Raw genomic sequence first — 15,157 nt, 5'->3', positions numbered from 1 at the left:
TTAGACCTTTTGTAAAGTATCTTTCTTTGATTTTAGATCATCTATTTCTAATAAAAAACGGTCTGAGTCCCGGAAAGAGACTCAGACTCGCGATGGACTTTAGTTTGCTTGTACTGAAATATGCTGGAAGTGTTTCACATCGAATAACCCACTGTCGGTCAACTTCAATTCCGGAATGACCGGTAAGCAAAGGAACGACATCGTCAGATAAGGATTAAAGGACCGATCCGCTTCTAATACATCAAGTGCATCGTTTAATGCTTCGAGTGTATCCCCAACTTCTTGGAAAGGACGATTCGTCATCAGCCCAGCGATTTCAAGCGGTAACTCTGCAAGCACGTCTTGTCCATTAACAGCAATGACACCCCCACCCGCTTGAACAAGACGTTCTGCAGCGAGTTGCATCTCTTCGTCTGATGCCCCAACGATGACGAGATTATGGGAATCATGAGCAACGGTCGCAGCAATCGCGCCACGCTTCATCTTAAATCCTTTGACGATTCCAACTGCTGAGAACGATGTCCCGTGATGACGCTCAATGACAGCAATTTTTAAGAGATCCTCCTCTGGCACAGGAACGAAATGCCCTTCTTGAAGCGGAACGTCAAGAATCAAGTGCTCGGTGACGATGCTTTTCGGAATGACTCCGATGACATGCGCACGTGCTGATTCGAGTGGAAGGGCGAATACTTCTGGTGTGATCGGTTTTGTATTCAAGGTTCCACGTAATGACTCCGGCACATGAGCACGGCGAACGGGTCGAATCGTTTTCCCTGCTCGTGCGACACAATTCCCTTGAATATAAACCTCATCAATCACGACGTTATCGGCATCCGATAATAAGACGAAGTCCGCCCGGCGTCCTGGTACGATGGCTCCCCGATCGTCTAGACGATACGCGTTCGTCGCGTGCAACGATGCCATCGCATACGCTGTTTCGCGTTTAATCCCATGACGAATCGCATAGCGAATATTATAATCAATCGTACCTTCGCGTAATGTATCGTCCAAATGTTTATCATCCGTACAGAAGAGGAACCTGCTGGCATTACTCTCTGTCACGGCATCGAGTACTTCCTTCAAGTTTCGGGCTGCTGACCCTTCCCGTACTTCGACATACAGACCACGACGTGCTCGTGCAATTGCATCTTCTTTACTGACGGATTCATGATCCGTCCGAATTCCAGCGACACCATAAATGTTGATTTCGCGTGGTCCGAGTCCTGCAGCATGTCCATCGACGAGTTTCCCTGCGTCTTCAATCTGTTTGATTTTTTGTAACATGTCGCGATCGGCTCGTTCGACAGCCGGATAATCCATGACTTCCCCTAAACCATGGACACCCGGATGATTGACGAATGGCGCAAGTGCCGCAGCATCAAGTGATGCCCCCGCATGTTCAAACGAAGTCGCCGGGACACAGCTCGGTAACATCATGCGCACGTCAAGGGCGAGATCTTCTGCATCATCTAGCATGAAGGACAGACCTTCTGCGCCTTTGACGTTCGCGATCTCATGTGGATCCGCAATGATCGTCGTGACGCCTAGTGGTAAAATCGCCTGTTCATACTCACTTGGTGGTACCATCGATGATTCAATATGAACATGAGCGTCAATAAAACTTGGAGCGATAAACAGATTCGTTCCCGGACGATTCTCGACTCCTTCATACCCCTCTCCGACAGCAGCAATAAAGCCTGAATCAATCGCTACATCTGCCGTATACGTCTCACGTGTCATGACATCGATGACTGAAATGTTCTGATAGACGACAGCTGCTTTCTCTTTTTTTGCAGCAATCGCAATCAATCGTTCACGTACTGTTTGTTCCATCCTGTCTCCTCCTGGTGTAAGCGTATTTTCACTATCTTACAATTAGTTTGGAAGCTGTTGCAATTTATTTTTTGTAACGTCAAGATGAAAGAGTATGGATTTAATGCCTGAGGGGGAAAAACGCATGAAATATCGTGTCGGTTCACTTATTCCAAACATCGATCCATCCGTTTATTTAGCGGATGGATCAAAGGTCATCGGAGAGGTCACGATCGGAAAAGACTCATCCGTCTGGTTCAATACAGTCATCCGGGGAGATGAAGGTCCGATCCAAATCGGAGAACGCGTCAACATTCAAGATGGTTCGATGATTCATCAGTATGAAGGGTTTCCGACTATCATTGAAGATGAAGTCACGATTGGTCATATGGCAATGATTCATGGAGGTATCATTCGAAAAGGAGCTTTGATTGGAATGTCGGCAACGATCCTTGATGAAGCCGAAATTGGAGAAGGTGCATTCGTTGCTGCCGGAAGTCTTGTTCCGCCAAAAATGAAGGTGCCTGCAGGGACAATGGTTATGGGGGTTCCTGCAAAAATCGTCCGCGATATCAGCGACCACGATCGATTCATCATGGAACGGACAGTCCGAAAATATGTGAAACGAGGGCAGCAATATGCCGATAGTTGTGAAGCCATTACAGAGGATTTGACAAGTTTGTGAGAACGTTTACAAAGTTCACAGGTTCTTAATACCTCCCCTCTTCCGTCTTTACAATTCTTTCGTACACTAGAGGTGCAAGAGATGAATCAAGACACCGAGAGGGGATTTTTATATGATTCCAGTATATGAAGAACGTATTATGTCTGATTTATTTTCATCTACGAGTAACCCAAGCTATGGTTTGCCGACGTTACCTGAATTCGAAACAGATTGGTTGACAGCTGAGGTTCAAGTACGTATCGTTAAAGATGCCGAGCACCGCCTTGGAACATTAAACCGAGAGGAAGAACGTGTATGATTCAGCAACGCACTGTTCGCGCTTGGCTCGCTAGTCGCATCAAAAAATAATTTAATCACTTGATTACGTATTTTCCAAAACGATATAGCGCGTCAGCGCGCATACAAAAAGAGCCGAAGCGGATTCCCGCCTCGGCTCTATCTGTTTATTTAGAAATCAATCCTTCTTTAATCAAGAAATCACGCGCGACTTTTTCAGGACGCTGCTTCTCAACATCTGCTTTGTAGTTCAGTTCTTGCATCGTTTCATCCGTGATTTTATCCTTCAATGTGTTGAGGACTTTTTTCAGCTCTGGATGTTCTTTAAGGGTTTCTTGACGAACAAGTGGTACCGCATAGTATGGTGGGAAAAACTCTTTATCATCTTTGAGTACAGTCAAATCAAACTTCTTTAAAAGACCGTCTGTTGAAAAACTATCGATGACATTCGTTCGACCGTTCGTCAATGCTGTATAGCGAAGTCCTCCATCAACTGGTTGTACATCTTTGAACTTCATATCCGGATACTTCTTCTTTAGACCAAGATAACCATCCTCACGGTTCGCGAATTCAATCGTTGAACCGAGAATCAAGCGATCACTGACTTTTGACATGTCCGACACTGTCTTCAAGTCGTACTTCTTAATGTCTTCTTTTGTCATGGCAAGAGCATACGTATTGTTGAAGCCGATCGGATCTAGGACATCGACCTGACTTTTTTCGGGAATCATCTTCCCGACTTTTGCATAGACCGTTTTCGGATCCGTCTCGACTTCCTGCTTGAGCACGTCGATCAACAATGTCCCTGTGTACTCGACATACGCGTCAATCTCCCCTTTTTCAAGCGCCCCGTAAGCGACCTTCGTCCCCCCGAGATTTAATTGACGTTCGACTTGTAGATCCGTTTTATCTTCGATTAAATCCGCTAACATATTTCCAAGAATCAACTGTTCCGTAAAGTTCTTCGATCCGATGACGATCTTATCTTCCTTGAGGAAAGAATAAGCGACTGTACCACCAACCAATAGGAAGACGATGCTTGCGATTGCGATCTTGCGTCCCGCTGACATCGCTTTACGGCGCTTCCGTGCCTTGTTTTTAATTCGACCATCTGCGAGCGGAATACCGTTCGGCGCCACCGAATATTCAATCCGGCTGACGACGAAGTCGATGATAAGCGCTAAGATACCAGCTGGAATCGCTCCGGCGAGAATCTGGTTATTATCAACCGTTTGAATACCTGAAAAGACAAGGTAACCAAGACCACCGGCACCGATGAATGCTGAAATCGTCATTAAACCAACCGCTGTGACGGCTGAAATCCGAATCCCTGCCATCATGATCGGTAAGGCAAGCGGAATCTGGACCTTACTGAGGATTTGACGATCCGTCAAACCAATTCCTTTTGCTGCTTCAAGCGTATCTCCCGGAATACTCGATAGACCTGTGTACGTATTTTTGACGATTGGCAAGAGTGAATAGAGCACGACCATGATGATCGCTGGTGTCGATCCGATACCGATGAACGGAATCAAGAAACCGAGTAAAGCAAGACTCGGGACGGCTTGCACGACGCTCGTCAACGCGAGGACCGGTTTTGCGAACTTTTGATAGCGCGTGATTAAAATCCCGATCGGAATCCCAAGGACGACGGCGATGACGACGGCAAAGACCGTCAGCTGTAAGTGCTCCAGTAATAAGTCACCGATTTGATCGGTATTATTTTTTACATAATCAAAGAAACCGTTCATTGAACTTCCTCCTCATGAATGAATTGCTCACTCAAGACGGAAAGTAAGCTACTACGCGTGATTAATCCTCTTAGTTTTCCTGTTGCATCTGTTACCGGCAGATAACCTGTCTCTTCCTGATTCATGACTTCAAGGACATCAAGTAACGAATCGTGTTCATTGACGGCAATGATTTCGCCCTCCATTACTTCTTCAATTCGTTGGCTCTTATCCGGGATCGTCTGGATGTTCTTTAACTTAATCAGCCCTTGTAAAACGCGGTCACGATCAGTGATCAATAGACTGTCGACTTTTCGCCCACGCATGATTTCAATTCCCTGTAGCAATGTACGTTTGCCACTGATTGAAACTGGATCCTCAATCATGATATCTTCTGCCTTGATGAATTCTGGACTACTCCAAATTTTATTTTTTCCGATGAACGATTCGACATATTCATCTTTTGGATGACGCAGGATTTCTTCTGGAGTATCGAACTGAACGATCTCCCCGTCACGCATGATACATATCCGATCCGCTAACTTGATCGCTTCATCCATATCATGAGTGACGAAAACAATCGTCTTTTTCACTTCCTCTTGTAAGTTGAAAAGCTCTTCCTGCAAATCATTACGAGTAACGGGATCGAGAGCACTGAACGGCTCATCCATCAGGATGACATCAGGATCATTCATCAGAGCACGCGCAAAACCGACACGTTGCTGCTGTCCGCCACTAAGTTCACTCGGATAACGATCAATAAATTGTCTCGGATCAAGCCCGACCATCGTTAATAGTTGTTCTGTCCGCTGATCCATTTGATCGTGATCTTTCCCCTCAAGTCCAGCAATCAATTGAATGTTTTCCCGGACCGTCATATGAGGGAACAGACCAGTTTGCTGAATGACATATCCCATATGGCGTCTTAATTCGATCGTATCCGTCTTCATGATATCCTTCCCATTGACCAAAATCGTGCCTGAAGAAGGTTCGATCAATCGATTGATCATTTTAAGTGATGTCGTTTTCCCACAACCACTTGGTCCGATGAAAACAACGAGTTCACCCTTTTGAATCTCGAGCGATAAGCCTTTTAAGACGACATTTTCCTTAAACTGCTTGCCGACGTTTTTGAATTCGATCATTCCTTCTCACTCCTTTTTACTATTTCCATATATTATGGTTTCCCAAAAAGGTTACGGTTTAAACAAATTTCCATTAAATCAGTTTTATTTCTTTGAAAAAGGGGAAGTTCTTAGTTCTTTTTTTAAAAATAAAGGGAATACCTAAATAAAGAGTACTGATAAAGCATGTTTTGATGAAGGAGGCCCTTAACGATGAACATCAAGAAACCCACCATCATGATGATCGGATTGCTTCTCCTAACCCCACTTTCAATTCCCTCACAGGTCGATGCAGCGAGTTCTACGTTTGTCACAAAAGGAACGACGACCAAAAAAGTCGTCGCATTGACATTTGATGACGGTTCAGATGGAACGAACATTGCCAAAATATTAAGTGTCTTAAAAAGTAATCAAGTGAAAGCTACTTTCTTTTTAACAGGCAGTGGTGCAAACAACCATCCTCAATCGATTAAAAACATCACAACCGCCTCTCCAACACATCAAATCGGCAATCACTCGTATTCACATCCGGATTTCACGACTTTATCAGCAAGCCAAATGACAAGTGAATTATCCCGGACGGAGTCGCTCATCCGATCCTTGACCGGAAAAACGACGAAACCGATTTTTCGGGCGCCGTTCGGTGCGAGTAACAGTAAGGTATTGAGTGTCGTCGGAGCGGCTGGTTATACGAAAACGATTCAATGGAATATCGATTCGACGGATTGGAAAGGCATCTCTTCAACAGCCATCTTGGATCGTGTGTTACCAAAAGTCGTTCCTGGATCAATCATCCTTATGCACACTGGGGCTGGTGCGAAAGGAACACCAACCGCCCTGCCGACGATGATTTCGAAATTAAAAGCAAAAGGCTATTCGTTCGTCACGATTTCAGAACTGTTGCGTTCTACGGTCCCAACCGGTACGACGTATACTGTCAAAGCGGGCGATACACTCTATTCGATTGCCCGTAAATACAATGTCTCGGTCTCTGCCCTCGCGAGTGCGAACAACATCACGAATTGGAGTCTACTCAATGTCGGTCAAGTCTTAAAAATCCCGACAACGACGTATACGGTTAAAGCGGGTGATACACTTTACTCGATCGCGACACGTTACGGCGTCACCGTCACAGCATTAATGCAGGCGAACGGCATCACAAATCCGAATCTCTTACTCGTTGGACAAGTCTTGAAAATCCCAAAATGAATATACTGATCACAGCAAAAAAAACGATTCCTCTCTAGTCGCGAGAAGAATCGTCACATGTATGAAAAACCGGCGAGATTGCGCCGGTTTTTTTGTTGTCAATCGCTTGACCCCTCACCTCTTATGACTCCGAACGGACCCCATTGATTCCAAGATCACACTGAACTAAGTCCGCATATGTTTGTCGACGGACGACTTCGCGGGATTCCCCGTCCCGAACGAAGACGAGTGCCGGACGTAAGAATTGATTGTAGTTGCTTGCCATCGAGAAGTTATACGCTCCCGTTCCAAATACAGCGAGGGTATCGCCACTCTTTGGCGTAACTAACTGCGCTTTTTCAGCGACGAGATCACCTGATTCACAAGCTGCTCCAACGACAGTCATTTCAGTCGTTTCGCCACTCATCCGGTTAGCGATGACGGTTTTATAAACCGCTCCGTAAAGTGCGGGACGAATGTTATCCGTCATTCCACCGTCCACCGAAAGATATGTCCGGACGCCTTCGATCTCTTTGATTGCCCCAACTGTATAAAGTGTCGTCCCTGCATTCGCAACGACCCAGCGTCCTGGTTCGATACCGATTCGCGGACGTTCGATGCCAAGTCGTGCCGTTTCCGTCTCAATGACATCCATGACGCGTGCGATCGTCGCTTCAAAATCAAGTGGCTGGTCGTCCTGTGTATAGGCAATTCCGAACCCACCTCCAACGTTGACTTCGCTGACTGTGAAATCATGTTGTACACGAATTGTTTCGACGAAGCCCATCATCGTCCGAGCCGTCTGTTCGAACAGCGACGGATCTTGGATTTGCGAACCGACATGACAATGGATGCCAAGTAACGATAGATGTCCTGATGCTAAAATCGCTTCGATTGCGTCCAAGTAATCTGACGCATGTGTCGAGAAACCGAATTTCGTATCGACACCACCTGTCTGAATTTTCGCATGCGCTCCACCGATGACTTGTGGCACGATCCGAATCAAGACATGAACCGTTCGACCAGCTTGTGCCGCAATCGCTTCCAGTTGTGCAATCTCTGCAAAGTGATCGATGACGATTCGTCCGACACCTTCTTCGACAGCATACTGAAGATCAGCCGTTGATTTATTCGAACCATGGAAATAAATTCGTTCTGCTGGAACGCCCGATTGACGGGCGATGAAGAGTTCCCCGCCCGTGACGACGTCAATTCCAAGACCATGACGTACGACTTGTTCATACACCGCACTGACAGTCAATGCTTTAGAAGCGAAGGAAGCATACGTATTCGGATACTTATCAAGGAAGTGTTCCCGGACGGTCGCCAGTCGATCCGTCAGCTCCCGTTCTGCCATCACGTACAACGGTGTTCCGTACTGTGCTGCAAGATCGGTCGCTGCGACACCATCGATGTGCAACGTATTGTTTTCTTCTGTCAGGTATTGACTTCCATACATAATAAGTTCCTCCTTATAGATACTGATGCGTCAAACGCCAAGACCGGGCACACATCTGCTCTGAATTGTTCGCTGCTCCTGTCCGGGTGATATCGTCAATTTCAACGCCATCCCCGTATAGCACGACCTCGTCTCCGACCTCAACCGTCCCATCGACAGCGACGAACGTATGACTCATGAATAGTTTATTGATAACTGGATAAGGCTTTCCTTTAATATGAACGGGTAGAACGGCCCGTCCACGGACAACACCGTCCCCATAGCCGACGGGCAAAATAGCGATCCGCATCGGTTCTGTACTCGTAAAATTCGTGCCATATCCTACGTGCTCACCTGGTCCGATTTCGCGAATTTCAACGACCTCCGTCGTCATCCGTAGCGAAGGAACGAGCCAGTCCATCTTTTCGATCGGCGAATAGCCGAATAAGAAGATCCCGGGACGGACATAATTACAAAATGCGAGACGCGGATCGTGTTTGACGATCGTTGCACTGTTTTCAGAGTGCATATACGTAAACGTATGGCGCTTTCGTAGTACATCGGCAATGGCGACGAAACGTTCGACTTGTCCATCGTGATCCGCATCCGGCTCATCGGCAAGTGGAAAGTGTGTATATAAACCCGTTAAAGCGAGTGAATCTGCTTGCGCAAGCGCAAGGACAGCTTCCGCTTCCTGAAGCGAACTGACACCAAAACGGTTCATCCCGACGTTGATCTTCAAATGTAACTCGATTCCCTGCAGCTGTTCACTGTGGAGAGCGAGCCATTCTAGCGATGAGACACCGAGTGCAATTCCGAAACGTCGTGCTGTTTCAAAATCCTCCGTCGGATTCATCACCAGTACATAACTGTCTGGAAAATTCGTTTTGATTTCAATGGCTTCATACAACTCGGCGACAGCAAAATGATGAACATCAGACGCCATCAGCGTCTCAACCATCTCGAGCATACCTAAGTTATACGCATTGTTCTTGACCACGGCAAAAATATGTTTACGTGACCGAGCGAAGACCGATGCGACGTTCTGTCGCACCGCCTTCCGATCGATCGTGACGAGTGTACGCGTCGTCATTCCGCGACAGCTGGTGTCACATACGTCAACCAATCCGCGTATTGCGGCAATTGACCTGTGACGGCTTGACGGTAAAGATCGAGCAATTCATCTGCGACGTTCCGTGTTCCGCCGTTGATGGAGATATGATCGATTTCACCGACACTCGTGATTTCAGCAGCTGTTCCTGTTAAGAAAATCTCATCTGCGACATATAATTCATCGCGTCCGATGTGGCGTTCGACGACAGGATAGCCTTGATCTTGTGCCAAACGGATAATGACTTGGCGTGTGATACCATCGAGTACTGAACAATCAAGTGATGGTGTATGAATCGTTCCGTTTTTAAGAAGGAAGAGGTTCGCGACACTCGCTTCACTGACATTTCCGTTCATGTCGAGTGCGATTGCTTCATCAAATCCATCACGGATGGCTTCACCTTTTAAGAGTTGTGAGTTCATATAGTTGGCAGCCGCTTTCGCTTGCATCGGCATCATCGTTGATGAGACGCGGCGATATGACGCGACTTTAGCACGGATGCCAGCGCCTTTATCGAAGTATTCCCCAAGTTCCCAGCAAGAGATGCCGACATGAACTGTCGTATCTTTCGCCATCAATGCTTGCCATGGCGTACCGAGGAACACGAATGGACGGATATAACAAGATTCGAATCCGTTTTTCGCAACTAGATCAATCGTCGCCTGGACGAGTTCATCAACCGTATACGGAATTGTGACGTGGTAATAGGCGCAACTACGGAAAAGACGTTCAATATGTTCCTTCAATTGGAAAATCGCCGGTCCGTCCGGTGTCGCGTAGGCACGAATTCCTTCAAAGAATCCACTACCATAGTGAATCGCATGTGACATGACGCTCGTGTTCGCATCTTTCGGATCATGAAAGACTCCATCTAACCAAATTGCTTCTCCATACTGTGTATCCACTGCCATGTGTTTTCCTCCTCTTCGACGTCAATCAGAGTGAACGTAAATCATCCACCAATTGCGTCTTCTCTTCTGTTTTCGCATCTTTCTGTTTGATGACACGTGCAGGTGTTCCGGCAACGACGCTTCCAGCAGGTACGTCTTCTGTGACGACACTACCGGCAGCGACGACGGCATCTTTACCGACTTTGACGCCTTCGAGAATGACTGCATTCGCACCAATCAAGACACCGTCTTCAATGATGACAGGTGTTTTTGAAGGTGGTTCGAGGACACCCGCGACCACGGCACCTGCGCCGACATGAACGTTTTTCCCGATCGTCCCACGTGCACCGACGACAGCGTTCATATCAATCATTGTACCATCTCCGATCGATGCGCCGATATTAATGATGGCACCCATCATAACGACCGCGTTGTCACCAATGACGACATGATCACGAATCCATGAACCTGGTTCGATTCGCGCATTCAAATGACGTGTATCAAGCATAGGTACCGCACTGTTGCGACGGTCATACTCCACATGAACATCCGTGATGCGATCTGAATACTTTTCTAAGAAAGTAGCCGCAAGTCCTGCATCTGCGAAGAAAATTTTTGATTCATCTGATCCGAACGCTGTAGCACCTTCGATCGTCAAGCCCGCCAAATCGCCGTTAACATAAAGTTTTACCGGTGTTTGTTTTTTTGCATCTTTAATGAATTTAGCAATTTCGTAAGCATCAGTGAGTAACATGTGAATCCTCCTGTGTGTAGAGCGTCTCTAACGTATAGAGTCCCGCTGTTTTTTGAATGAGTGCTTCAGCTGCTTTGATCGCACCAGAAGCAAATACTTTTTTCGATAGCGCTGTATGTTTGATTTCAATCAACTCGTCGACACCTGCGAATAAGACTTCGTGTTCTCCGAAGATCGTTCCACCGCGCATCGCATGCATCCCGATCTCGTTCGTCTCCCGCTTTTGCCGCGTCTGCGACCGGTCATACACAGGTGTGACGTCACGTGCCGTCTGAATCGTTTGCAGTAACAACTCGGCCGTCCCACTTGGAGCATCGACTTTTTGATTATGATGTTTCTCAAGCAATTCGATGTCATACGCCCCTGCCAGTGGCACCAGTGTCTTCAGTAGTTGCTGCACCATTGCGATACCATACGACATGTTATACGACTGGAAGATCGGAATTTCTTTTGCAGCGTCCTTGATGGACGCAAGCTCCGCTTCAGAAAAACCAGTCGTCGCGATAACGAGTGGCGTCTTTGTCGCCAGCCCGTATGCGAGTAGATCCGGTAGCAAACTCGGATGCGAGAAGTCGATGATCGCATCGACTGTTTCTGACATCTCCGTCAGCTCGGCATATGAAGCGATTGTATCGGATGACTTCGTCCGGTCAACGATCGCAACGACACTTTGCGCTGCTAGTTCGACGACGTATTGTCCTGTCGCCCCATAACCGTGTAACGCGAGTCTCATCGAACCACTCCTTTGTAAGCACGCATTGTTTCAAGTAAATGGGCATGACCCGATTCCGATTGACGGACGAGTGGTAAGCGCGGTGCACCGACAGCAAAGCCAAGTTCTTCAAGCGATGCTTTAACTGGAATCGGATTGACGTCACTGAACAAAGCACCGATGACTGGTAACAAGTCTGCCTGAATCCGGCGGGCCGTGGCGAGATCTTGCGCGAGTAACGCTTCAGCAAGTGCTTGTGTCTCTGCTGGATACGGATTTGAAAGAACCGAGATGACGCCCTGTGCACCCCATGCCATGTACGGTAGGATTTGATCATCATTTCCACAGAAGACCGCGAAGTCTTCCGGAATCGCCGCCATCAGTTCACCCATGAAGCTGACGTCTCCACTCGCTTCTTTAAAAGCTTGAATCCGAGGATGACGTGCCAATGTCACCGCTGTTTCGACGGCAATCGCAACACCAGTCCGTGACGGGACATTGTACAGCATGATTGGTAATTGTGTAGCATCAGCAACTGCCGTGAAGTGTGCGATGAGACCAGCTTGTGATGTTTTATTGTAATAAGGCGTCACAAGCATCGCTGCGTCCGCACCGAGGCGTTCTGCGAGTAATGTTTTCTCGATCGTTACTGCCGTGTTGTTCGAACCCGTTCCTGCAATGATGGGTACTCGTCCTGCCGTGACCTGAACGGCAGTCGTCAGTAGTTGTTCGAATTCCGTATTCGTCAATGTCGAGCCTTCTCCTGTCGTCCCTCCGACGACAAGTGCCTGAATCCCTGCTGCGAGTTGTTGCTCGATCAAGCGTTCGAATACATGTAAATCCAACTCGCCTGCTTCATTAAATGGTGTGACGAGTGCTGTACCTGCTCCTTTGAACATGAAGAACTCCTCCTTTTTTATGAATGAATCGACTCTTCGATCGCTTGGCGTGCAACTTGTACGGCGTTCGACGCAGCACCTTTTCGGATGTTGTCAGCTACACACCAAAGATGGAACGTGTTCGCGAGACTATCATCTTGTCGAATCCGACCGACGTAGACGTCGTCCGTCCCACTCGCATCGAGTGGCATCGGATAGCGTGTATTCGCGACATCATCGACGAGGACGACGCCGGGTGCGTTTTTAAGTGCTTCACGAATCGTTGCAACCGTCGTCGGTTGTGTAAACGTGACATTGATTGCAACCGAGTGAGAGTTCGTGACCGGAACCCGGACACACGTCGCACTGACAGGCAATGCTGGAAGATTGAAGATTTTTCTTGTTTCATCAATCATCTTCTGCTCCTCTTTCGTATAGCCGTTCTCAAGGAACACATCGATATGCGGCAAGATGTTATCGTGAATCGGATGCGGATAATTGACAGGTTCTTCTCCGCGCGCCCCACGCGCCAAGTCCTCGATCCCTTTTTGACCAGAACCCGATACTGCCTGATACGTCGTGTAATTGATCCGTTCGAATCCCAGTGACTGGAGCGGTGCTAAGGCGACGACGGATTGAATCGTCGAACAGTTCGGATTCGCGATTAAGCGATCCATCGCTTGAATTGCTTGTGGATTAACTTCTGGTACGACGAGTGGAATCGTCTCCTGCATCCGGAAGGCACTTGAGTTATCGACGACGAGTGTTCCATTTTCAGCTAGTAAAGGGGCATATTGTTCACTGATCGTTCCGCCCGCTGCGAACAGCGCGACATCGATACCGTCTTCCGTGATGTTCGGTGTCAACGCTTGAATCGTGATGTCTTCTCCTTTGAACTGTACCGTGTTCCCTGCTGAACGAGCAGAAGCATAGGCGGATAAGCGACTGACCGGGAAATCCAGTTCTGCGAGTACTTGTAACATTTTTTGACCGACGGCGCCGGTTGCTCCAATGACGGCTACATGATACATGCTGTTTTCCTCCTTATAACTCGAACGCGTTTGCAATCGCTGCAACCGTCCGTTCAATATCTGCTTGTGCAATCGTATACGAGATGCTGATTTCTGATGTCGTGACTTGATAGAACGGGATGTTCTCTGCTCGGAAGATCGCGAACAACTTTGAGGCAACACCTGTCGCATCCCGCATCCCGATTCCGACGACAGACAACTTCGCGTGCTGATCGTGGCGATCGACCTTGACTGTCGTGAAGCGATCCATGATATCTTTCAATGCTTCATCGAGGAACTCTTCTTCGTCGAGTGGACAAGAGAACGATAAGAAGATGTCACTGTCGAACGTCGTTTGACTGATCATGTCGATATTGACGTGACGGTTCGATAAGAGTTCGAAGATATCGGCTACTGCTGCGTTCGTTTGCGGTACGTGTTTAATTGATACCGTCAAGACGTTCTTCGTGACACTGACACTCGTGACCGCTTTTTGTTCCATTGTTTCCGTCGCTTCCATGATCCATGTTCCCCTTTTCGATTCAAGTGTTTTCCCGACGAAGATGTGTACGCCGTATTTTTTTCCTAATTCGACACTCCGCATTTCCATAACCTTCGATCCGAGGGCGCTCATCTCCATCATCTCATCATATGAGATGTGCGGAATCGGTTGAGCAGTGGCATGGATTCGTGGATCAGCCGTATACACACCGTCGACATCAGTGTAGATTTCACACCGTTTATCAAGGACTGCCGCAAGAGCAACAGCCGTCGTATCCGATCCGCCTCGTCCGAGTGTCGTCACGTCACCAAGTTCGTTGACACCTTGGAATCCGGCGACGATGACAACATCGTACGTTTCGAGTTTTTGTCGTAATAGATCTCCATCGATCTGTTTGATTTTACTTTTCGTATGCACGCCCATCGTGCTGATCCCTGCTTGCGCGCCCGTTTGCGATAACGCTTTGACGCCAAGTGAGTTGAGAGCGATGCTGAGTAATGAAATCGTCTGTTCTTCTCCGATGGCAAGCAACCGATCGAGTTCTCGCCGCTCAGGGCGATCCGTGATGGCTTGTGCCTGAGCGATCAAAGAATCTGTCATCTTGCCCATCGCCGAAACGACGACGACGAGTTTTTCACCTTCGGCTGCGCGACTCTTCAAATAATTCGCAATAGACTGAATCTGTTCGACAGTCGCAACCGAGCTTCCACCAAATTTAAGTACAGTTGTCACAATCCTATCTCCTTTGTCCCGATACAGAAAAAAACGACGGGCCGGTAGGAGCGTTCCTACGGCCCGTCGTTATCACGATCGGACAAACGAAGACAAAGTCATTCGTTCTTTTACGTAAGATAGCGCTCCGAAACATCGGTTTCGGCAGTACAACGGATCTTAACCGTTGTACCAGCAAATAAGAAGAAGCATCTTCTCGTTCACTTCGGCGGACTTCCCCTTTCACATCATTCAGCATGCTTGCCTTCAAGAATGATGCTACTCATGTCATCCGCGCCTCTATCTGTCGGTTGTTAGTTACAGTTATAGCAGACA

At 47.6% G+C, this 15,157-nt stretch carries 14 protein-coding genes and 1 riboswitch; of the genes, 3 read left to right on the top strand and 11 right to left on the bottom strand.

The window, feature by feature from the left end:
- Positions 1-99: 99 nt before the first annotated feature.
- A complete protein-coding gene (gene ade / locus ACN9MT_RS02640) occupies positions 100-1,833 on the bottom strand; it encodes an adenine deaminase (protein ID WP_375092378.1) in 1,734 nt (577 codons plus the stop codon).
- 124 nt (positions 1,834-1,957) lie between these two features.
- On the opposite strand from ade, the gene ACN9MT_RS02635 reads away from it, so the two are divergent.
- Both ACN9MT_RS02635 and ACN9MT_RS02630 read left to right on the top strand, forming a co-directional pair.
- Complete coding sequence (locus ACN9MT_RS02635; protein ID WP_047395039.1) at positions 1,958-2,497, top strand: gamma carbonic anhydrase family protein; 540 nt, start codon at positions 1,958-1,960, stop codon at positions 2,495-2,497.
- A 112-nt stretch (positions 2,498-2,609) separates the two neighbouring features.
- The gene (locus ACN9MT_RS02630; protein ID WP_035412391.1) at positions 2,610-2,795 is read left to right on the top strand and encodes a hypothetical protein; all 186 of its coding nucleotides are present in this window, start codon (positions 2,610-2,612) and stop codon (positions 2,793-2,795) included.
- Positions 2,796-2,940: 145 nt separating this feature from the next.
- Here the strand turns inward: ACN9MT_RS02630 and ACN9MT_RS02625 are convergent, their stop codons facing one another.
- Both ACN9MT_RS02625 and ACN9MT_RS02620 read right to left on the bottom strand, forming a co-directional pair.
- Positions 2,941-4,524 carry a glycine betaine ABC transporter substrate-binding protein gene (locus tag ACN9MT_RS02625; protein ID WP_056063467.1) on the bottom strand — a complete coding sequence of 528 codons (1,584 nt, stop codon included), beginning with the start codon at positions 4,522-4,524 and terminating at the stop codon, positions 2,941-2,943.
- Positions 4,521-5,648 (bottom strand): ABC transporter ATP-binding protein, encoded by a 1,128-nt coding sequence (locus tag ACN9MT_RS02620; RefSeq protein ID WP_313586387.1) that lies wholly within the window; start codon positions 5,646-5,648, stop codon positions 4,521-4,523. Before ACN9MT_RS02620 ends, ACN9MT_RS02625 begins: the two co-directional genes overlap by 4 nt.
- A gap of 192 nt (positions 5,649-5,840) precedes the next feature.
- Between ACN9MT_RS02620 and ACN9MT_RS02615 the strand changes: the two genes are divergently transcribed.
- Positions 5,841-6,836 carry a LysM peptidoglycan-binding domain-containing protein gene (locus ACN9MT_RS02615; protein WP_056063464.1) on the top strand — a complete coding sequence of 332 codons (996 nt, stop codon included), beginning with the start codon at positions 5,841-5,843 and terminating at the stop codon, positions 6,834-6,836.
- A gap of 121 nt (positions 6,837-6,957) precedes the next feature.
- Here ACN9MT_RS02615 and lysA read toward each other — a convergent pair whose 3' ends face one another.
- The 8 genes from lysA to ACN9MT_RS02575 are packed head-to-tail and all read right to left on the bottom strand — an operon-like array spanning position 6,958 to position 14,842.
- Positions 6,958-8,274: a diaminopimelate decarboxylase gene (gene lysA / locus ACN9MT_RS02610; RefSeq protein WP_426272728.1), complete on the bottom strand. Its 1,317-nt coding sequence runs from the start codon at positions 8,272-8,274 to the stop codon at positions 6,958-6,960.
- A 13-nt stretch (positions 8,275-8,287) separates the two neighbouring features.
- On the bottom strand, positions 8,288-9,346 hold the full coding sequence (gene alr / locus ACN9MT_RS02605; RefSeq protein ID WP_426272727.1) for an alanine racemase: 1,059 nt from the start codon (positions 9,344-9,346) through the stop codon (positions 8,288-8,290).
- On the bottom strand, positions 9,343-10,275 hold the full coding sequence (locus tag ACN9MT_RS02600) for a branched-chain amino acid transaminase (protein ID WP_023467124.1): 933 nt from the start codon (positions 10,273-10,275) through the stop codon (positions 9,343-9,345). The genes alr and ACN9MT_RS02600 overlap by 4 nt, the downstream gene beginning before the upstream one ends.
- A 25-nt stretch (positions 10,276-10,300) precedes the next feature.
- A complete protein-coding gene (gene dapD, locus ACN9MT_RS02595) occupies positions 10,301-11,008 on the bottom strand; it encodes a 2,3,4,5-tetrahydropyridine-2,6-dicarboxylate N-acetyltransferase (RefSeq protein WP_029340774.1) in 708 nt (235 codons plus the stop codon).
- On the bottom strand, positions 10,995-11,741 hold the full coding sequence (gene dapB, locus ACN9MT_RS02590; RefSeq protein WP_329470061.1) for a 4-hydroxy-tetrahydrodipicolinate reductase: 747 nt from the start codon (positions 11,739-11,741) through the stop codon (positions 10,995-10,997). Before dapB ends, dapD begins: the two co-directional genes overlap by 14 nt.
- Positions 11,738-12,619 carry a 4-hydroxy-tetrahydrodipicolinate synthase gene (gene dapA / locus ACN9MT_RS02585; RefSeq protein WP_329470060.1) on the bottom strand — a complete coding sequence of 294 codons (882 nt, stop codon included), beginning with the start codon at positions 12,617-12,619 and terminating at the stop codon, positions 11,738-11,740. The genes dapB and dapA overlap by 4 nt, the downstream gene beginning before the upstream one ends.
- A 17-nt stretch (positions 12,620-12,636) precedes the next feature.
- The gene (locus ACN9MT_RS02580; RefSeq protein WP_426272726.1) at positions 12,637-13,629 is read right to left on the bottom strand and encodes an aspartate-semialdehyde dehydrogenase; all 993 of its coding nucleotides are present in this window, start codon (positions 13,627-13,629) and stop codon (positions 12,637-12,639) included.
- Between the two features lie 13 nt (positions 13,630-13,642).
- Positions 13,643-14,842, bottom strand: coding sequence for an aspartate kinase (locus ACN9MT_RS02575; RefSeq protein ID WP_056063449.1), 1,200 nt, complete (start codon positions 14,840-14,842; stop codon positions 13,643-13,645).
- Between the two features lie 112 nt (positions 14,843-14,954).
- Positions 14,955-15,132, bottom strand: a riboswitch (Lysine riboswitch).
- Positions 15,133-15,157 lie beyond the last annotated feature (25 nt).

Origin of the sequence: Exiguobacterium sp. R-17 (genome assembly GCF_049913315.1) — a bacterium.
In the GTDB taxonomy this organism is placed as follows: domain Bacteria; phylum Bacillota; class Bacilli; order Exiguobacteriales; family Exiguobacteriaceae; genus Exiguobacterium_A.
Note: the sequence above shows the minus strand (reverse complement) of the source record. Positions and strands in the feature narration are given on the sequence as shown.

Coding starts and splice junctions, on each gene's coding strand:
- dapD (WP_029340774.1), bottom strand. CDS start 11,008: ATGTTACTCACTGATGCTTACGAAATTGCTAAATTCATTAAAGATGCA.
- ACN9MT_RS02630 (WP_035412391.1), top strand. CDS start 2,610: ATGATTCCAGTATATGAAGAACGTATTATGTCTGATTTATTTTCATCT.
- ACN9MT_RS02615 (WP_056063464.1), top strand. CDS start 5,841: ATGAACATCAAGAAACCCACCATCATGATGATCGGATTGCTTCTCCTA.
- dapA (WP_329470060.1), bottom strand. CDS start 12,619: ATGTTCAAAGGAGCAGGTACAGCACTCGTCACACCATTTAATGAAGCA.
- ade (WP_375092378.1), bottom strand. CDS start 1,833: ATGGAACAAACAGTACGTGAACGATTGATTGCGATTGCTGCAAAAAAA.
- ACN9MT_RS02635 (WP_047395039.1), top strand. CDS start 1,958: ATGAAATATCGTGTCGGTTCACTTATTCCAAACATCGATCCATCCGTT.
- ACN9MT_RS02580 (WP_426272726.1), bottom strand. CDS start 13,629: ATGTATCATGTAGCCGTCATTGGAGCAACCGGCGCCGTCGGTCAAAAA.
- lysA (WP_426272728.1), bottom strand. CDS start 8,274: ATGTATGGAAGTCAATACCTGACAGAAGAAAACAATACGTTGCACATC.
- ACN9MT_RS02625 (WP_056063467.1), bottom strand. CDS start 4,524: ATGAACGGTTTCTTTGATTATGTAAAAAATAATACCGATCAAATCGGT.
- ACN9MT_RS02600 (WP_023467124.1), bottom strand. CDS start 10,275: ATGGCAGTGGATACACAGTATGGAGAAGCAATTTGGTTAGATGGAGTC.
- dapB (WP_329470061.1), bottom strand. CDS start 11,741: ATGAGACTCGCGTTACACGGTTATGGGGCGACAGGACAATACGTCGTC.
- alr (WP_426272727.1), bottom strand. CDS start 9,346: ATGACGACGCGTACACTCGTCACGATCGATCGGAAGGCGGTGCGACAG.
- ACN9MT_RS02620 (WP_313586387.1), bottom strand. CDS start 5,648: ATGATCGAATTCAAAAACGTCGGCAAGCAGTTTAAGGAAAATGTCGTC.